Source organism: Adhaeribacter radiodurans, assembly GCF_014075995.1.
Classification (GTDB): domain Bacteria; phylum Bacteroidota; class Bacteroidia; order Cytophagales; family Hymenobacteraceae; genus Adhaeribacter; species Adhaeribacter radiodurans.
The window spans coordinates 2,703,754-2,720,648 of sequence record NZ_CP055153.1; the positions used below are offsets into that span (position 1 = coordinate 2,703,754).

Here is a 16,895-nt window from a genome sequence, read left to right on the forward strand (position 1 = left end):
TTATGGAAACTACGGAAAAATTAAGTTTAGCAGCAAAAGCTTTAGAACAAGGTCAAGGAATACTTCGGTTGGCTCCTACCTGGGTGCCCCGGTCGTTCTGTGTACCTGGTCGGAGAATTAAGTTGCACCCCGATGATTATTATGTGCTCGGCGGCGAACGCGGCGGAATTGATGAACGGTGGTTATCGTCTACTACTCCGGCTAAAAATGGTCCGCTTACCGGCGAAAACGAAGGTTTAAGTGCTATTGTTTTTAACGATGGTTCTAAAGACCAGCAGATTTTGTTGAAAGACGCCATTGACGAATTAAAAGGTGAATTGATTGGCGACCGCCTGTGGAACGAATACCAGGCCTGGCCTATGTACTCCAAATTTTTCGATAACATGGGGCCACTTCCGCATCACATTCACCACAGCGATGAGTACGCGGCGATGGTGGGCCAACTAGGCAAACCGGAGGCTTATTATTTCCCGCCCCAACTCAATAATCACGGCGGCGATTTTCCTTATACTTTTTTTGGTATTGCGCCGGGTACAACTAAAGAACAAATTAAGGAGTGTCTGCAAAACTTTACCAAAGGCGATAACAAAATAACCAATTTCTCCTCGGCTTACCGCCTGGAACCAGGCACTGGGTGGGATGTTCCTCCTGGGATTTTACATGCTCCCGGTAGTTTATGTACTTACGAGCCGCAAAAAGCTTCGGATATATTTGCCATGTACCAATCACTGGTAAACGAAGCCATTATACCGGAAGAATTATTGTGGAATGGTACCCCCGAAGACCGCAAAGGCGATTACGATTTATTAGTAGAAGTAATTGACTGGGAAGCCAACGTAGATCCGTATTTTATGGAAAATCATTTTATGCGGCCCCGGCCCGTAAAATCTTTACCCGAAATGATGGCTGAAGGGTACATCGAAAACTGGATTTGCTACAAGAACCAAGCTTATAGCGCCAAAGAACTAACAGTATTGCCGGGAGCAGCAGTAACCATTAAGGATAGCGGCGCTTACGGTTTAATTATGATGCAAGGGCACGGAAAAATGGGCGTATGGGACATTGAAACTCCCGCTCTGATCCGCTACGGACAATTAACCAACGACGAGTTTTTTGTCAGCGAAAAAGCCGCTAAAGAAGGAGTAAAAATAGTAAATCAATCCAGTACCGATCCAATTGTGATGCTGAAACACTTTGGCCCGGGTAACCCGGATTTAGGACTCTAGTTGTATTTTATGCGGAGTATGAACTTATCCATTTAAAAGCTTCAACAAAATTAGTTTAGATTACAGCTTATGTTTATTTTTTTGATTATTAGAAATTTAGTGGTGGAACTACGAACAACTAATAATCAACAACTACTTAATATAAATTAGCTACTAACCTTTTATTTATATGACTGAAAATAACTATCCTAAACTCCACAATGCCACCTGGCCGGGTATTGTGGGCAAAGGTCCCGATTCTGAACCGGTTATACCTTTTGACACCATGTTGCAAATGACCGCCGCTGCAGAAGTAGATGGCGTAAAATTCGACGGCGTAGACCTGGGTTTATTTAATCCGCACATTAATTTGGAAGGTACCCTGGATGATATCCGGAGAGCCGCCGAAGAAGTGGCCGACAAAGTTTCGGCTTATAATTTAAATGTTGGAAGCCTGGTAGCACCCATTTGGGGAGGACCGGCAATGGGTAGCGCGGAAGAGCGGGCCACTTTCGTGGATATGGTTCGCCGGTCTTGCGAGTTTGGCAAAGTTTTGCGGGAACGTGGGGTAAGGCCTTACGGCGTTATCCGGATTGATTCTGCCAGTTCTCCTGAAGCCTGGGAGCAAGACCCGGTGAATAATTCTAAGTTAATTGTACAAACCTTTCAGGAAGCCTGCGACGTAGCCGCTGAATACAACGAACGTCTGGCTGCCGAAGGTGAAATTTGCTGGGGAGGCATGCACAGCTGGCGTACCATGGTAGCCACCTTAGAGGCAGTAAACCGGCCGAATATGGGTTTTCAGGCAGATATGGCTCATACCTTACTTTATTTATTGGGGTACAATCATCCGGAAGACCGCATTTTACCTGAAAATTATGATTGGAGCGACCGTTCCGTGTTAACTGAGGGCTTAAAAACCATTACCGCTGCCTTGCGGCCCTGGACCATCGACTTCCACGTGGCGCAAAACGACAGCACCGTTTTTGGTTCCGGTTCACACGACAAAACCGGTCGCCATTGTTTAGCCACCGATCCAAACGGCAAACTCGACATTGTAAACGATGCTGGTTTCTGGTTACGCGACGAAAAAGGGGAATTAACTAAAGCTGTACAACATATTTGCTGGGATGGCTGCATGTTCCCGAATGAGGTAATGACGCGCCAACAAACCTGGAACGACATTCTGGCTACCCTGATAAAAGTACGTCAGGCCCACGGCTGGCACGAACCGGTACAAGTAAACGAAGAATCTTTAATTGGTTAAACCTTTATGAGCAATAAAAAAGAATTAAGAATTGGATTAATCGGTGGCGGCTTCATGGGCCGAACGCATTCAAACGGGTATAAGCGCGTAGGCGATTTCTTTCCGGAACTACAATACCGGCCGGTTTTAAAAGCAGTTTGTACGCGTAGCGCTGATAAAGTAAAAGCCTTTGCCGAACAATGGGGGTACGAGTCGTATGAAACAGATTGGCGAGCCGTTGTAGCCCGCGACGATATTGATGCCATTGATATATGTACACCCAATGATACGCACGCGGAAATTGCCATTGCCGCCGCCGCCGCTGGTAAAATGATTTTGTGCGAAAAACCACTATCCCGGACATTAGAAGAAGGGCAGCAAATGGTGGAAGCCATTAACCAAGCCGGAGTACCTAATACCGTGTGGTACAACTACCGCCGTTTGCCGGCAGTTTCTTTAGCTAAGCAAATTATTGATTCAGGTAAATTAGGCCGGATTTTTCATTATCGGGCTAATTTCTTGCAAGACTGGACAATAAGCGCCGATGTGCCGCAAGGTGGCGCGGGAACCTGGCGTTTGGATGTGGAAGCAGCTGGTTCCGGTGTTACCGGTGATTTACTGGCGCATTGCATTGATACGGCTATCTGGCTCAATGGCAGCATTACGGATGTATCGGCAGTTACAGAAACCTTTGTGAAAGAACGTACACACGCCGTTACCGGTCAAAAACAAAAAGTTGGTATCGACGATGCTTGTATTTTCCATTGCCATTTCGAAAATGGTTCATTAGGCTTGTTTGAGTCTACCCGATATGCGCGGGGACACAAAGCTTTGTATACTTTCGAAATAAATGGCGAGCACGCTTCTATTCGTTGGGATTTACATGACCTGAACCGCTTAGAGTACTTTGACCACCGCGACGAATCAATCGTGCGGGGCTGGCGTTCTATTCACGTTACCGACGGAGATCAACCTTACATGAGTAAATGGTGGGTGCCCGGCTTATCCATTGGTTATGAGCATAGCTTTGTGCACCAGGTAGCTGATTTCTTAAAAAGTCTGGAAAGTGGCGAACCCTGCTCTCCTACCTTCCAGGAAGCATTGGAAACTCAATTAGTATGCGAAGCCGTTCTGGAATCGGCAGCTACCCGGAGTTGGAAAAGTACCAACGTTGCCGAGCTGGTTAAGTAAGCGGTAAAATTTTTTAATTATAGTCAGATCAGGCCTGACAAACTATTTTTAGTTTGTTAGGCCTGACTTTTTATTTGTATTTGATGTTCAGCATCATGCAAAAAATATAATACTGGCTTTTTATTTATAAGGTGATCTACTTTTACTCCTACTTACAGCGAAATAACAATATTCGTAATTCTTTATTTATATAAGTACCCAAGTTATTTAACCTATAATTAACAATACAGTTGCTTGTGCAGAAATAAAAAAACAAGCAAAAAAATTAATTAACGGGAATGCTCAACTGGATGAACACCAAAATAACCTATTTAAATTAGAAAAAATATTTCCGCACTTCCCGATTCTTATCTCATTCTTTCGCCGGATTTAAGAATAGGATTAGCTACTAATGCCTATTAAGCCAGTACTGGTACCAAGTTACCAGATCTCTTCGAGCAATACTTTTTGGATCTCTTTCCGGTTAACTGCGGAAACTCACCAACTAATATCAGGCAAGATTTACTAAACTCCCTCCAACAAGTAATTGCCGCCAAAAACCTAATTAATTGTTAAATCAGCTGTATCAGGTGCAAATTGTCAACGAGATTGGATATAAATCCCAATTTAAATTTGGCACTAATGTAATTAATCCGGTTCTAAACAGAAAGCTTGTCATTTTCGAACATTTATCTATCTAAAGTTTTTTCTCTTTCATAAAGGCAAAAACGCTTCAGCTTTCTAAAGTGTTAATTCGGCAATGAATTCTGACACTTTAAAAAACTTCAATTTTAAAGCTGCTACTCTCCTTTTATTTTTAAACCATAAACCTCTTTTAGCCGGGCCTATTTTGCGAGTGAAAACTTATTTAGCTGTTTATACTACTTAACATAATTTACAAACTATAACCTAAAACACCTATAACCATGTTAAATCGCCAACTCATCGACAGCCTTTTATTTGTAATTACAGTATTTGCCACCCTATCTTATTGCTACTTTATCTTTCGGAAAAAAAAAGTTTACTTCTCCAAAGGTTATACTTTTAGCCTGGTGTTTTTAACGCTTTATACCTTGCTTAATATGTGCGCTCATTTAATTGCCGTTATTGTAGTAGCCTGTATGAAAGCAAAAGCGGGTACTTTTGAGTACGATCTACGCTTATATACCCTAATTCAGTTTGGAGTTTTAATCGTAATTATAAATTATTATGTATTAACTAAATTAACTCAAGTCTTTCAGGGTAATTGGAATGATCACTATGGAATTTACAAGGCAGGTTTTTTACAAATTTTAATCACGCTGCCTCTGGTTCCGTTTAATCCCATTAGCTTGCTTCCTTCTTTAACATCGGTTCCGCTAATGCTATTAGTATATAGAGCCAGTCGCCGTTATTCTTTAAATGTTAAATCGGAAACAAGAACCACCTCCCCCGAATTAATTTTAAATCCTTTAGTGAGTTAACCGGATCGGCTAAACAAACCAGAAGTTTGAAGATTATTTCTTAACTTAAGAAAGGTAATTGTATTTTCCGTGAAAAATATACATGCAGAAGCTTCATGATACCCGGATTCGAATAGCCGGCATGCTGATTCAGAATATAATATTGTTCTTGTTTTTTTACTTACCCCGGGTAACCCAGGAACACGAACCTGTATTAAAAATTCTGTTGTGGCAATTACTTTTTACGTTTGTAATGTGGGAAGGTACGCGTTTGGCCGTTCGGTTTAGCCGCTCTCAATTTACCGGATTAAAAAAACAGGGTTCACGGATTTTACTTTTAGCTTTCTTAGTGGTTTTACTTTCCATTTTGGTAGGTTGCTGGCACGTTTGGGTTGAATTTTTATTAGGTTTTTGGCAGCATGAGGAGATGAATGTATACAACTTCCTGTATAGCATAGGAATGACCTTGTTTTTTTGCCAGCTAATTGCGGCCGTTTACGAATGTATTTATTACCTCCTGGAATGGAAAAAATCGGTGACAGTGGCAGAAGATTTGGAAAAAAGAAATTTGCAGAGCCAATTGGATTCCTTAAAAAATCAGGTAAGCCCACATTTTCTTTTTAATAGCTTAAATACCCTTTCCGGCTTAATAGAAGAAGATCCTAAACGTGCGCTGAGGTTTGTAGATGAATTATCGCAGATCTACCGCTACTTGCTGCAAAGCAACGAAAAGGAACTTATCCCCCTTGACCAGGAATTAGAGTTTATTCAGGCCTATTTTTACTTATTACAAACCAGGTTCGAAAAAGGCGTATTTTTAATAGTGGAGGTGGCACCTGAGTTAAAAGTTTACCTGATACCGCCCTTAACCTTGCAAATTCTCTTAGAAAATGCGGTAAAGCATAACATTATTTCCGAAACTGCTCCTTTGCACATCCGCATTTACTCAGATAATTTTAACAATTTGTTAGTAGAGAATAATTTACAAAAACGCTCAACAGCAGTTTTCTCCAACAAAATGGGATTAGTAAATGTATCGGCCAAGTACCATTTACTCAATCAGCCAGAAATTATAATCCAGGAAAATGAATCAATTTTTCAAGTACAAATACCTTTAATAAGCCCTAAAATACATGCGCATCGTAATAGTTGAAGACGAAGCTATTGCCGCTCGCCGTTTACGGAAGATGGTGGAAACACTGGAACCATCTTGTACCATTGAGGCCACGCTGGATAGTGTGTCAGCTACGGTAAATTGGTTTAATTCCCATCTGGCTCCTGATTTATTATTGTTAGATATTGAACTAGCAGATGGGCAAAGCTTTGATATTTTTAAACAGATAGAAGTAGCCTGCCCGATAATATTTACAACTTCCTATGATGAACATGCTATTCGGGCTTTTAAATTGAACAGCATTGATTATCTGCTAAAGCCGATTCAGGAAAAGGAATTACAACAAAGCTTACAAAAATTAAAAAATCTACAAAAGGTATTTACCGAAAGAAAGCCTTTAACCCTTCAGATTGAAGCTTTATTAAAAGAATTACAAGAGCAGCAATTGCCCACCCCTGGGCAGTACCGGGACCGAATTCTGGTAAAACAAGGCCAGCGCATGATTCCTATCACCAGTAACGAGGTAGCTTACTTCTTCACTAAAGAAAAAATAAATTTTTTGCTGACCAAAGATAACCGCCGGTACCAGATTGATTTTACCATGGAAGAACTCGAAAAATCCCTTCCTCCGAAAGATTTCTTCCGGGCCAATCGCCAATTCCTCGTCAACTATACGGCCGTAGAAAAAGTTAGTCAGGATTATAATGCAAAACTCAAATTAAATCTGAATCCCTCCCCTGCCGAAGAAGTTATTATCAGCCGCGAAAAAGCCATGGAATTCCGGCAATGGTTAGGAGAATAATCTTGTTTGCGAAGATCCATTTCAAGTCTCAAGGTTACGGTGCTGATGTTGTATTAAAGTAACCAGTTTGCCTTAAGGTTGATAGGCCCAATTTGGCTCTTTCGGGCAGTTTAGCGAACCTTAGCTCACTCGGTTGCGCCATGCCTCGTGCCTCATCACCAATAACTTGATACGGAACCTGCTTTATAGGTAGGAAAGCGATACTAATAGAAATACGTCTTTCACATTCATTCCAGTATAATTTGTAAGAATATGAGTTTATACTTTTTACTAAATAAAAAAGGGCAAGAACAGTTGGTAAACCGTTCTCGCCCTGATAGATTAAAGTTTGTAGTTTAGATTAAAGTTGTTTTATCCGCAGGTTACGGTATTGTACTTTCATGGGGGGGCCTACGTGAACTTGCACCCCTAGCAAGCCACTCATTTTCCGGTTTACAGTATCCTTATCGGTTACATCGCTCATTAAAACCCCGTTCACATAATGCTGCAACCGGTTGCCTTTTACCACGATATGAAAATCATTCCAGTCGTTGCTTTTAATTAAGGTTTGGAGGGAATCGCTTTTACCCAACGAGCCGGTAACCTGGCGGGCCTGCCAGGCATTATTTTTTACATTCGCCCGGAAAGATTCAGGATTTTCGGCATTCTCCTGGGTATTTACGGTTACAATTTCGCCACGGTAAGCCAATGTAGTACGGCCACGCTCTTCGTAATTTTGACCCGTATACCGGATTTTTCCATCAATATCGGCCTGGTATCCTTTTAAGGCAAACGGAATATCAGTTAATTGTTCGCTGCGGTAATTAATGCCGGTATTGCCATCGGTGGTAATTTTAAAAGAACCTTTAAATTCAAAATCAGCTGGAGTGCCACCCCGCCAAATAATAAAAGAATTAGTTTTTAAAAGTGTGGTAGGAGTAATTTCCCCTACTAAGGCTCCTTCTTCCACGCGCCAATATTTAGGATCACCTTCCCAGCCTTTTAAAGTTTTACCGTCGAAAATAGAAGTAAACCCTTCCTTGTCGCGCTGGTTTTTATTGGCATTTTTATTCTGACAATTGCCGGTCAGCAAACCCACGCACAGGATTGCTGCCGGAATAAAGGAGAAAAAAGTTTTTTTATGCATTTTGCTGTTACGTTTAGAAAACCCCCATATATAACCTGAATACATCCGGGATATTATTTAAAGTGGTTTTTTAACTAATTTACCACTTACTAATACCGGTTAAAAACCAGGTTCTTATTTGCTAATTTATCTGATGCTGTAAGGCTTTCTATCCTGTCGTATCCTGTTTATTTCAAGTTTAAAGTTTAATTATTCCGTTCAACAATTATCGCTAAACTTGTTTTTTGAAGCTTGGCAAAAACTTTATCAGAATCGATAAACAAAAACTCAAAAGATAATTTTTTAACCTTTCCAATAATAACCCATCTTCCCGGATCTTCCTGTAATAATTTAAAACAGGACACAACAGGATAATTTTATATAATTAAGAATATAATTTGAGAACTATATAATTCCCAAACATTCAGGTCTAGCCGCTTAGGTGAAATTATATTTAATTAAAATTTCTGTAAGCGGTTAGGTTACTAAATATAAAGCTGTTCATGCAAAAAGCCTTCTTACCTGCCTTAGGTTTGTTTTTTTTAGTAAATATTTGTTCCGGTCAGTCTAAGGAACCAGCCAATAAAGTAACCAGACCACTAAAATTTACAAAGCAACAAATTGCTGCAGAGAGTTTTGAATCGGTAGATGTTTTTGACGTAAATAATGATAAAATTCCGGACCTGGTTTCGGGTGCTTATTGGTACGAAGGGCCAAAGTTTTTAAACCGGCATTACATTGGCGAAGTAAAACGTTTCGGAGAATATTGGGACGATTTTTCCACGGTTCCATTAGATGTAAACGGCGATAATAAAATAGATTTTGTTACCGGAGGTTGGTTTGGTAAAACTTTAACCTGGCGCGAAAACCCGGGTAACGGAAACGAATGGCCCGAGCACCGTATTGCTGAAGCCGGAAACATTGAAACCACCCGCGCTTGGGACGTAGACGGCGACGGCATTCCGGAAATTATTCCTAATACGCCGAATGATTCTTTAGTAATATATCGCTTAGTTAAAAATAGCCAGGGCAAAGGAACCGGCCGCTTTGAGGCGCACCGGATTATGGGCAAACATGGCCATGGTTTAGGCTTCGGCGATGTAAACGGCGACGGCCGCAGCGACTTACTGGTAGAGAATGGCTGGCTCGAAGCTCCAACGCAACCCTTTAAACAAGCCTGGAATTTTCACGAAGATTTTAAATTAGGCACTTCCAGTGTACCCATTTTAGTGGTGGATGTAAATAAAGATGGACTGAACGATTTAATAGTGGGCCAAGCGCATAGCTATGGTTTACACTGGTATGAGCAGAAAAAAGACAAAAAATCAAAAAAAACTACCTGGTTAAAACACGCTATCGACTTAAACAATTCGCAGTTTCATACCATGCATTGGATAGATTTAGATGGCGATGGGCAGGAGGAATTAATAACCGGCAAGCGTTTTCGTGCTCACAACGGCAACGACCCCGGCGAGTTTGATCCTTTAGGTATTTACTATTATAAATGGAATGGCGAGTCTTTCACGAAGCAAATTGTGAGTTACGGTCCCTTCGGGGAAGGCAAAGGGGCAGGCATTTATTTCAGCGTTACCGACCTGACCGGCTCCGGCAGAAAAGATATAATAGTGGCCGGAAAGGACGGGTTGTACGTTTTTTATAATCAGGGAAGTGAGTAGTACGCTCAATAGCTGTTTGTAAATACTCAAACAGCTGCAACGGCGGCATTGCCCGTTGTCACAATCCATACTACTGCTTTCTAGTTAGTCCTGATAAAAACATCTACTCATAATTTTTTTCCCAGATAGATTAATTAAGATACAGTTTAGCAGGAATTAAAAATTTAGTTATCGGCTGGGAGAGTTTAACAAATGCAAAAAGTATAATCAACAACTGAATTATATAGCAGAATTCTCTTTAAGGATTTATGAATTTTTAACGTTAAATTTTGTATATTGTTGGTTATCAAAGTTAATATACTATTTAGGGTTTTATGAATAGATGTCTTTAACGTAAATGATTAACCTCATTTTCTGATTTTACTAAACTGCTTATAATTTACTAAATCGAGTTTAATATGACCCAGAAAAGGATTTTTTGGAAGATACTTTTTGCCGCTGCAGTTTTCCTGCAAGCGTGTACTTCTGGGACAGACTTCAAAACTTCGGGCGAGCAGTTGCCTGACCAAGTAAGTTATAACTTCGACATCCGGCCCATTCTATCGGATAATTGTTATGCCTGCCACGGTCCGGATGCCAACAAACGGGAAGCTGGCTTACGGTTAGATATCGCAGAAGAAGCCTATAAAGCTTTAGAAGAAAATCCCACCGCGCACGCTTTGGTACCAGGTAAACCTGAATTATCGGTGGTATACCAGCGCATTTCCAGTCCGGATACTACTTTGGTTATGCCGCCGGCTAATTCTAATCTCAAATTGACCAATCGCGAAATACAATTAATTCAGAAGTGGATTAAACAGGGCGCTAAATACGAACCGCATTGGGCATTTGTAGCCCCGAAAAAACCTGCTTTACCTCCAATAAAGCAAAAAGACTGGGTTCAAAACGAAATTGATTACTTTATTCTGGAGAAACAAGAGCAAAAAGGTTTAGCTCCTAACCCGGAAGCCGATAAAGAGCGTCTGCTTAAACGGGTAAGCCTGGACCTGATTGGCCTTCCTCCCAGCCTGGAGTTAATGAATCAATTTATGGCCGATACCAGCGCTAATGCTTATGAAAAAATAGTAGATCAATTGCTACAAAATCCGGCTTACGGCGAAAAAATGGCGGTGCACTGGCTGGATGTGGCCCGCTACGCCGATTCTCACGGTTTCCAGGACGATGGTTACCGCACGCAGTGGCCCTGGCGCGATTGGGTGATTCATGCACTTAACCAAAATATTTCTTATAAAGATTTTATTACCTGGCAACTAGCCGGCGATTTAATGCCCAATGCTACTAAAGAACAAGTACTCGCTACTGGTTTTAACCGCAATCATAAAATTACTGAAGAAGGCGGCGTGGTAGACGAAGAATACCGGGTAATGTACGTTTCGGACCGCAGTGATACCTTTGGCAAAGCTTTGTTAGGAGTTACTACCGAATGCGCCCGCTGCCACGACCATAAATACGATCCTTTTTCGCAGAAAGAATACTATCAGCTTTACTCCTTTTTTAACAACGTTAAAGAAGTAGGCATAGAATCGGTAATTGGCGGACCCGAGACCTACGCTAAAAAACCACTCATAACTATCAGCAACGAAGAAGTAAAAAATATTTTAACCTTTATTAATAAACCCGATACCACCCGGTTAATTGTATCGGTTATGGGCGATTTGGATACCTTGCGAAAAACCCATATCCTGAACCGAGGCGCTTACGATGCACCCGGCGAGGAAGTGCAGCCCGGTACCCCCAAAGCTATCCTGCCCTTTAATAAGAATTACCCAAAAAACCGGCTGGGCCTGGCTAAATGGTTATTTGATGAACGAAACCCGCTTACCGCCCGCGTGTACGTAAACCGGGTATGGCAAGAATTTTTCGGGAAAGGCATTGTTAAAACTTCCGGCGATTTTGGCATGCAGGGCGAACTTCCCTCGCATCCGGCTTTACTAGATTGGCTGGCCGTTGACTTCCGGGAACACGGCTGGGATACCAAACGCCTCGTAAAACAATTGGTTACTTCTGCTGCTTACCGGCAATCGGCGGTAATAACGCCGGCCAAATTAAAGACTGATCCCAATAATATTTTACTAGCCCGGGCTCCCCGGTACCGGATACCCGCCGAATTCGTCCGCGATTTAGTATTAGCCAGCAGCGGCTTGTTAAATAAAACTATTGGCGGACCAAGTGTAAAACCTTACCAGCCGCCGGGTTTATGGGAAGGCGCTACCTCGGGGCGGGGTTTGCTTTCGGTTTATAAACAAGACCATGGTTCCAGCCTTTACCGTCGGGGTATGTATACTTTAATAAAAAGAACCGTGCCGCCTCCCAGCATGAGTATTTTCGATGCCAGTAACCGCGACCAGTGCGAAGTAAAAAGGCTTACGACTAATACGCCGCTACAAGCTTTAATCATGATGAACGACCCAACTGTTCTGGAAGCCTCCCGGGTATTGGCCGCCAAATTGTTGCAGGAAAATAACTCAACGGAAAATAAAATAAAAAAAGCATTTCGGACAATTGTTTGTCGCCAACCAAGCCAAAAGGAATTACAACTGCTAAGCAATTATTACCAGGAAGAGCTTAAAACTTTAAACAAATCCATTGCAGAAAAACGGTTAGCGGTAGGGGAATATCCCTTACCCGCAAAAACCGATAAAATGAAGCTGGCCGCGTTCATGCAGGTAGTTACTACCATTTATAATTTAGAAGAAACTATTTCAAAATCCTGAACCATGGAAAAAGAAATTCTGGAACACGGCTTTAATTTTAATCGCCGTCATTTTTTATCCAAGCTAAGTTTAGGACTGGGAAGCGTTGCTTTAGGCTCTTTATTAATTCCGGACCTTTTCAAAGGCAGTGGCCTGGATGATTCGGGTTTAAGTGCGGGTATTCCCCATTTTGCGCCCAAAGCCAAGCGGGTAATTTACCTGTTCCAGAACGGGGCTCCTTCGCAACTGGAGTCTTTCGACTACAAGCCTAAACTGCGGGAAATGAATGGCAAGGAATTGCCTACTTCGGTGCGGGGGAATCAACGCCTAACCGGCATGACGGCCAATCAGGATTCTTTTCCCTTGGCCGGTTCTTTTATTGATTTCAAGCAATACGGCGAGTCACGGGCCTGGGTAAGCGATTTGTTTCCACATACGGCTAAAATTGTGGATGATATCTGCATTGTAAAATCCATGTTTACCGAAGCCATTAACCATGACCCCGCCTTAACTTTTGTGCAGACTGGTTCGCAGCAAGGTAACCGACCGAGTATGGGCGCGTGGTTGAGTTACGGTTTAGGTAGCGAAAACAAGAATTTGCCCGCTTTTACGGTATTGCTTTCCCGGGGTATTGGTAACGGACAAGGCGTCTATTCTAAACTCTGGACCAACGGCTTTCTTGATTCTATTCACCAGGGCGTGCAATTTAGTAAAGGCGAAGATCCGGTGCTTTACATTCGCGACCCCGAAGGAATGGACCGGCACGCACGCCGGAAAATGCTCGATAACTTAGCGGCCTTAAACCAATTAGCCTACGAAGAATTTGGCGATCCCGAAATAAGTGCCAAGGTACAGCAATACGAAATGGCCTACCGCATGCAAACCGCCGTGCCCGAAGTTATGGATCTTTCCAAAGAACCCGACGACGTCATAAAATTATACGGACCAGAGTGTTTGGTGCCTGGTACCTTTGCGGCGAACTGTTTGCTGGCCCGAAAATTATCGGAAAACGGAGTCCGGTTCGTGCAACTCTATCACCAGGGTTGGGACCAGCACGGAAACCTGCCTTACGAAATTACCAGCCAGGCCAAAGACGTGGATCAGGCTTCGGCGGCCTTGGTTACCGATTTAAAACAACGGGGCTTGCTCGACGAAACGCTGGTAATCTGGGGCGGAGAATTTGGCCGCACCAGTTACAGCCAGGGCAAATTAACCAAAGATAATTATGGCCGCGATCACCATCCGCGTTGTTTTAGCATCTGGATGGCCGGTGGCGGCGTTAAACCGGGGATTGTTTACGGCGATACCGATGATTTTGGGTATAACGTTATTAAAGATCCGGTCCACGTTCATGATTTTCAAGCTACCGTTTTACACCAGTTAGGTTTGGACCATGAGAAGCTGATTTTTAAACATTTAGGTCGCCGTTACCGCTTAACGGATGTAGCGGGGAAAGTAGTGAAAGATATTTTAGTATAAATTTTTTTAAGTAGCAGGCGACTTAAGGTAAGATTCTAAATACTTGCTTAGGTGAAAGAAACAGAATGAGTTAACTGTTCGTATAGTTTCGGCTTTTATATGGTTTTAGGCTGAGTTGTTTCATTGCTTAGGTCTTTGTTCTTTTTGTCTTGACACAAAAAGAACCAAAAAAGTCAAGACGATTTTAAACTCGCTCCGCTCAAACACAAAATCGTCGGGCTTTTGCAACTTGAACTGCTCGATGTTGCATAGCTATTTTGAATAATTATTATGTGTAAAAATATATTCTAAATGATAACTGTTCGGTAAGCAGTAGCTACAGGATGATTTTGCAGTTTGGGCAGCGAGGCCCTGCGACCAGGAGCGAACATAGCCCGAAATGAACCATTAGTACCATTAACTTGAAAGATGAAATCTTTCAAACCTAAAAAAAGACTATTTACTACCCAATATTTTTGATAATATACATTTTTCACTTCACCCATGAAAATCAACCTGAAAGGTTATGCCGAAAATTTACTTTTTGCCCTTAACATTTTCATTCTTTTTTTCCTGGTTTTTGAAAGTAAAATAACCGTACCATTCTGGCTGCAACCCGTTGGCAGAATGCATCCCATTTTTTTGCACTTCCCAATCGTACTTCTGCTGCTGGCCATGGTGCTGGAGTTTTTTCGCTTTGCTACGAAATACCACACGCAGGAATTTTATCAAACCTTCACTTCTAACCTGTTCCTGGCTGGTCTGTTAACCTCGGCAGTTACTGTTTTAATGGGCCTTTTTTTATCGAAGGAAGAAGGCTACGAAGGGGGAATTTTGCAATGGCATAAGTGGCTGGGGGTAGGCATTTTGTTGTTTGCTACTCTTGTTTACTGGAGTCGGCAATACCGTTGGTACACTGGAACCATAGCTAAAACTGGGGCCCTTGTTACTACTTTTACTCTTATTTTTGTCGGGCACTATGGGGCTATTTTAACCCACGGCGATAATTTTATTCTGGAACCCATCACCATTGCCGAAGTTCCGAATGTACCAGTAGAGCAAGCAGAAATGTTCGAGCACGTTATTCAACCCCTTTTTGAAAAAAAATGTGTGAGCTGCCATAATCCGGATAAGCTAAAAGGCAAATTAGCTTTAATTGACTCTGCTGCAATGCAAAAGGGCGGAAAAACCGGTAAATTATTCGTAGCGGGTAAGCCAGAAGTAAGTTTACTAATGAAACGGATTTACTTGCCTGTTGCCGATAAAAAACACATGCCACCGGCCAATAAAACCCAACTCACCCCAGAAGAAGTGAAACTGTTGCACCTGTGGGTAAAGGAGGATGCCGATTTTAGTAAAAAAGTAATTGATTTTCCTGCTGGCGATTCCCTTCGTGTATTAGCAACCAACTTCTTAAAACCTGTGGAGGATGCTGGTATCGCCTATGATTTTGCCGCGGCAGATGAAAAAACTATTCAAAAGCTAAATACCAATTACCGGGTAATAACGCCACTCGCTACAGAGTCGCCGGCTTTAGCTGTAAACGTTTATAACAAACAAGCTTTTAATACCAACACCTTAGCTGATTTAAAGGAAGTTAACCAACAGATAGTATCGCTGGAGTTAAACAAACTTCCGGTGAAAGATGCGGATTTAAAAAATATAGGCCAATTTAAAAATCTACGTTGGTTAAACTTAAATTTCACGGATATTACCGGAAAGGGATTAGCGGAATTATCTCAACTAAAACACTTAGAGAGCCTATCTTTGGCCGGCACCAACCTGCATTACAAAGATTTACAAAAACAAATAGCAAATTTCAAAAACCTGCGTACGGTAACTTTGTGGAATACTGGCTTAGCCGATGCCGAGATTAAACAACTACAGCACACGTATAAAACTATTAATTTTATATCGGGTTTTAAAGACGATGGTACTACCCTTATTAAACTAAACCCGCCCCAACTTAAAAACAGCTCTCCTATTTTCCGGGAAACTCTGCCTTTGCAATTATTCCATCCAATTAAAGGCGTTACAATCCGGTATACCCTGGATGGCAGCGTACCGGACAGTATTACATCTCCCATTTTTAAAAACGGAACTACCCTGGCCGGTATGACTACTTTAAAAGCGAAAGCTTTTAAAACCGGCTGGCTGGGCAGCGAAGTAGCTGTGTTTAACTTTTACCGAAGTTCCTTTAAACCCGATAGCGTTCGATTAGCCTATCCACTTAACCGGGTACACCAGGCGAATGGCCCTAAAACGTTTTTTGACGGCGAGTTAGGTACTTTTAATGCCAATAGCCCCGCCTGGGCAAATAATTGGGGCGGTTTTTATAAACACCCCATGGAGCTTATTTCGGAATTTAAGCAGCCTGTTACTATATCGGCCATTGCCCTTAACACTCTAATTGAATCAGAAAACAATATCTTTCCTCCGGAGGTGATAGAAGTTTGGGGGGCTACTACTTTAAACAAATGGCAGCATTTAGCAACTCTAAAACCAGAACAACCTACCAAGGTGAATAAACCAGTAATAAAATTAGTAGAAAGTAAATTTAAACCTCACCAGGTTTCTTACCTAAAAATTATTGCGAAACCCTTAAAAGGATTGCCTGGTTGGCACAAGAGCAAAGGAAGTCCGGCTTTACTATTAATTGATGAAGTGTTTCTGAATTAATTTTTCTTCAATCAGAAATTATTATTTAATTTTTTCTTGCCTTGTTAAAAATGTTAAAAGGCAATTTGTAAACTAGCTGAAAATTTTCTATTAATTCATTAGCTATATTGGAAAATTTACATAAATCATAGGAGTGCAGGATACAACAGGATAGTTCCCTTTAAATAATTCTATAAATTTTACCTTAATAATACCGAGAGGATTTTTTAGGCTGAAAGATTCATCAGTTCCTTCTGGCAAGAACACTAAGGCATAAATTCGCCATTAATGCAGCATAAGTTTTTAGCTTAACCTAACTAGCCTAA

General features: G+C 41.7%; 12 protein-coding genes. 10 read left to right on the forward strand and 2 right to left on the reverse strand.

Going from position 1 to position 16,895, the window contains the following annotated elements; genetic code table 11:
- Nucleotides 1–2: 2 nt before the first annotated feature.
- From HUW48_RS11180 to HUW48_RS11205, 6 genes are all read left to right on the forward strand, one after another.
- Complete coding sequence (locus HUW48_RS11180; RefSeq protein WP_182415748.1) at nucleotides 3–1,226, forward strand: cupin domain-containing protein; 1,224 nt, start codon at nucleotides 3–5, stop codon at nucleotides 1,224–1,226.
- Nucleotides 1,227–1,395: 169 nt separating this feature from the next.
- The gene (locus tag HUW48_RS11185) at nucleotides 1,396–2,472 is read left to right on the forward strand and encodes a sugar phosphate isomerase/epimerase family protein (protein WP_182415749.1); all 1,077 of its coding nucleotides are present in this window, start codon (nucleotides 1,396–1,398) and stop codon (nucleotides 2,470–2,472) included.
- 6 nt (nucleotides 2,473–2,478) lie between these two features.
- A complete protein-coding gene (locus HUW48_RS11190) occupies nucleotides 2,479–3,642 on the forward strand; it encodes a Gfo/Idh/MocA family protein (RefSeq protein WP_182415750.1) in 1,164 nt (387 codons plus the stop codon).
- 905 nt (nucleotides 3,643–4,547) lie between these two features.
- Complete coding sequence (locus HUW48_RS11195) at nucleotides 4,548–5,084, forward strand: hypothetical protein (RefSeq protein ID WP_182415751.1); 537 nt, start codon at nucleotides 4,548–4,550, stop codon at nucleotides 5,082–5,084.
- 82 nt (nucleotides 5,085–5,166) lie between these two features.
- Complete coding sequence (locus HUW48_RS11200) at nucleotides 5,167–6,216, forward strand: sensor histidine kinase (RefSeq protein WP_182415752.1); 1,050 nt, start codon at nucleotides 5,167–5,169, stop codon at nucleotides 6,214–6,216.
- The gene (locus HUW48_RS11205) at nucleotides 6,197–6,979 is read left to right on the forward strand and encodes a LytR/AlgR family response regulator transcription factor (RefSeq protein WP_182415753.1); all 783 of its coding nucleotides are present in this window, start codon (nucleotides 6,197–6,199) and stop codon (nucleotides 6,977–6,979) included. Before HUW48_RS11200 ends, HUW48_RS11205 begins: the two co-directional genes overlap by 20 nt.
- Before the next feature lie 340 nt (nucleotides 6,980–7,319).
- On the opposite strand, the gene HUW48_RS11210 is transcribed toward HUW48_RS11205, so the two are convergent.
- Complete coding sequence (locus tag HUW48_RS11210; protein WP_182415754.1) at nucleotides 7,320–8,105, reverse strand: 3-keto-disaccharide hydrolase; 786 nt, start codon at nucleotides 8,103–8,105, stop codon at nucleotides 7,320–7,322.
- Nucleotides 8,106–8,587: 482 nt separating this feature from the next.
- Between HUW48_RS11210 and HUW48_RS11215 the strand changes: the two genes are divergently transcribed.
- From HUW48_RS11215 to HUW48_RS11225, 3 genes are all read left to right on the forward strand, one after another.
- Nucleotides 8,588–9,760 (forward strand): FG-GAP repeat domain-containing protein, encoded by a 1,173-nt coding sequence (locus HUW48_RS11215; protein WP_182415755.1) that lies wholly within the window; start codon nucleotides 8,588–8,590, stop codon nucleotides 9,758–9,760.
- Nucleotides 9,761–10,158: 398 nt separating this feature from the next.
- Nucleotides 10,159–12,474: a PSD1 and planctomycete cytochrome C domain-containing protein gene (locus tag HUW48_RS11220; protein ID WP_182415756.1), complete on the forward strand. Its 2,316-nt coding sequence runs from the start codon at nucleotides 10,159–10,161 to the stop codon at nucleotides 12,472–12,474.
- Between the two features lie 3 nt (nucleotides 12,475–12,477).
- Nucleotides 12,478–13,932: a DUF1501 domain-containing protein gene (locus HUW48_RS11225; protein ID WP_182415757.1), complete on the forward strand. Its 1,455-nt coding sequence runs from the start codon at nucleotides 12,478–12,480 to the stop codon at nucleotides 13,930–13,932.
- 287 nt (nucleotides 13,933–14,219) lie between these two features.
- Here the strand turns inward: HUW48_RS11225 and HUW48_RS11230 are convergent, their stop codons facing one another.
- On the reverse strand, nucleotides 14,220–14,417 hold the full coding sequence (locus HUW48_RS11230) for a hypothetical protein (protein WP_182415758.1): 198 nt from the start codon (nucleotides 14,415–14,417) through the stop codon (nucleotides 14,220–14,222).
- Between HUW48_RS11230 and HUW48_RS11235 the strand changes: the two genes are divergently transcribed.
- Nucleotides 14,416–16,590 carry a c-type cytochrome domain-containing protein gene (locus HUW48_RS11235; RefSeq protein WP_182415759.1) on the forward strand — a complete coding sequence of 725 codons (2,175 nt, stop codon included), beginning with the start codon at nucleotides 14,416–14,418 and terminating at the stop codon, nucleotides 16,588–16,590. The two genes, HUW48_RS11230 and HUW48_RS11235, sit on opposite strands and share 2 nt — an antisense overlap.
- Nucleotides 16,591–16,895: the final 305 nt, after the last annotated feature.

Bases quoted from the DNA above. Each gene is read 5' to 3' on its own strand.
- HUW48_RS11180 (WP_182415748.1), top strand. From the start codon at position 3: ATGGAAACTACGGAAAAATTAAGTTTAGCAGCAAAAGCTTTAGAACAA.
- HUW48_RS11185 (WP_182415749.1), top strand. From the start codon at position 1,396: ATGACTGAAAATAACTATCCTAAACTCCACAATGCCACCTGGCCGGGT.
- HUW48_RS11190 (WP_182415750.1), top strand. From the start codon at position 2,479: ATGAGCAATAAAAAAGAATTAAGAATTGGATTAATCGGTGGCGGCTTC.
- HUW48_RS11195 (WP_182415751.1), top strand. From the start codon at position 4,548: ATGTTAAATCGCCAACTCATCGACAGCCTTTTATTTGTAATTACAGTA.
- HUW48_RS11200 (WP_182415752.1), top strand. From the start codon at position 5,167: ATGCAGAAGCTTCATGATACCCGGATTCGAATAGCCGGCATGCTGATT.
- HUW48_RS11205 (WP_182415753.1), top strand. From the start codon at position 6,197: ATGCGCATCGTAATAGTTGAAGACGAAGCTATTGCCGCTCGCCGTTTA.
- HUW48_RS11210 (WP_182415754.1), bottom strand. From the start codon at position 8,105: ATGCATAAAAAAACTTTTTTCTCCTTTATTCCGGCAGCAATCCTGTGC.
- HUW48_RS11215 (WP_182415755.1), top strand. From the start codon at position 8,588: ATGCAAAAAGCCTTCTTACCTGCCTTAGGTTTGTTTTTTTTAGTAAAT.
- HUW48_RS11220 (WP_182415756.1), top strand. From the start codon at position 10,159: ATGACCCAGAAAAGGATTTTTTGGAAGATACTTTTTGCCGCTGCAGTT.
- HUW48_RS11225 (WP_182415757.1), top strand. From the start codon at position 12,478: ATGGAAAAAGAAATTCTGGAACACGGCTTTAATTTTAATCGCCGTCAT.
- HUW48_RS11235 (WP_182415759.1), top strand. From the start codon at position 14,416: ATGAAAATCAACCTGAAAGGTTATGCCGAAAATTTACTTTTTGCCCTT.
- HUW48_RS11230 (WP_182415758.1), bottom strand. From the start codon at position 14,417: ATGGGTGAAGTGAAAAATGTATATTATCAAAAATATTGGGTAGTAAAT.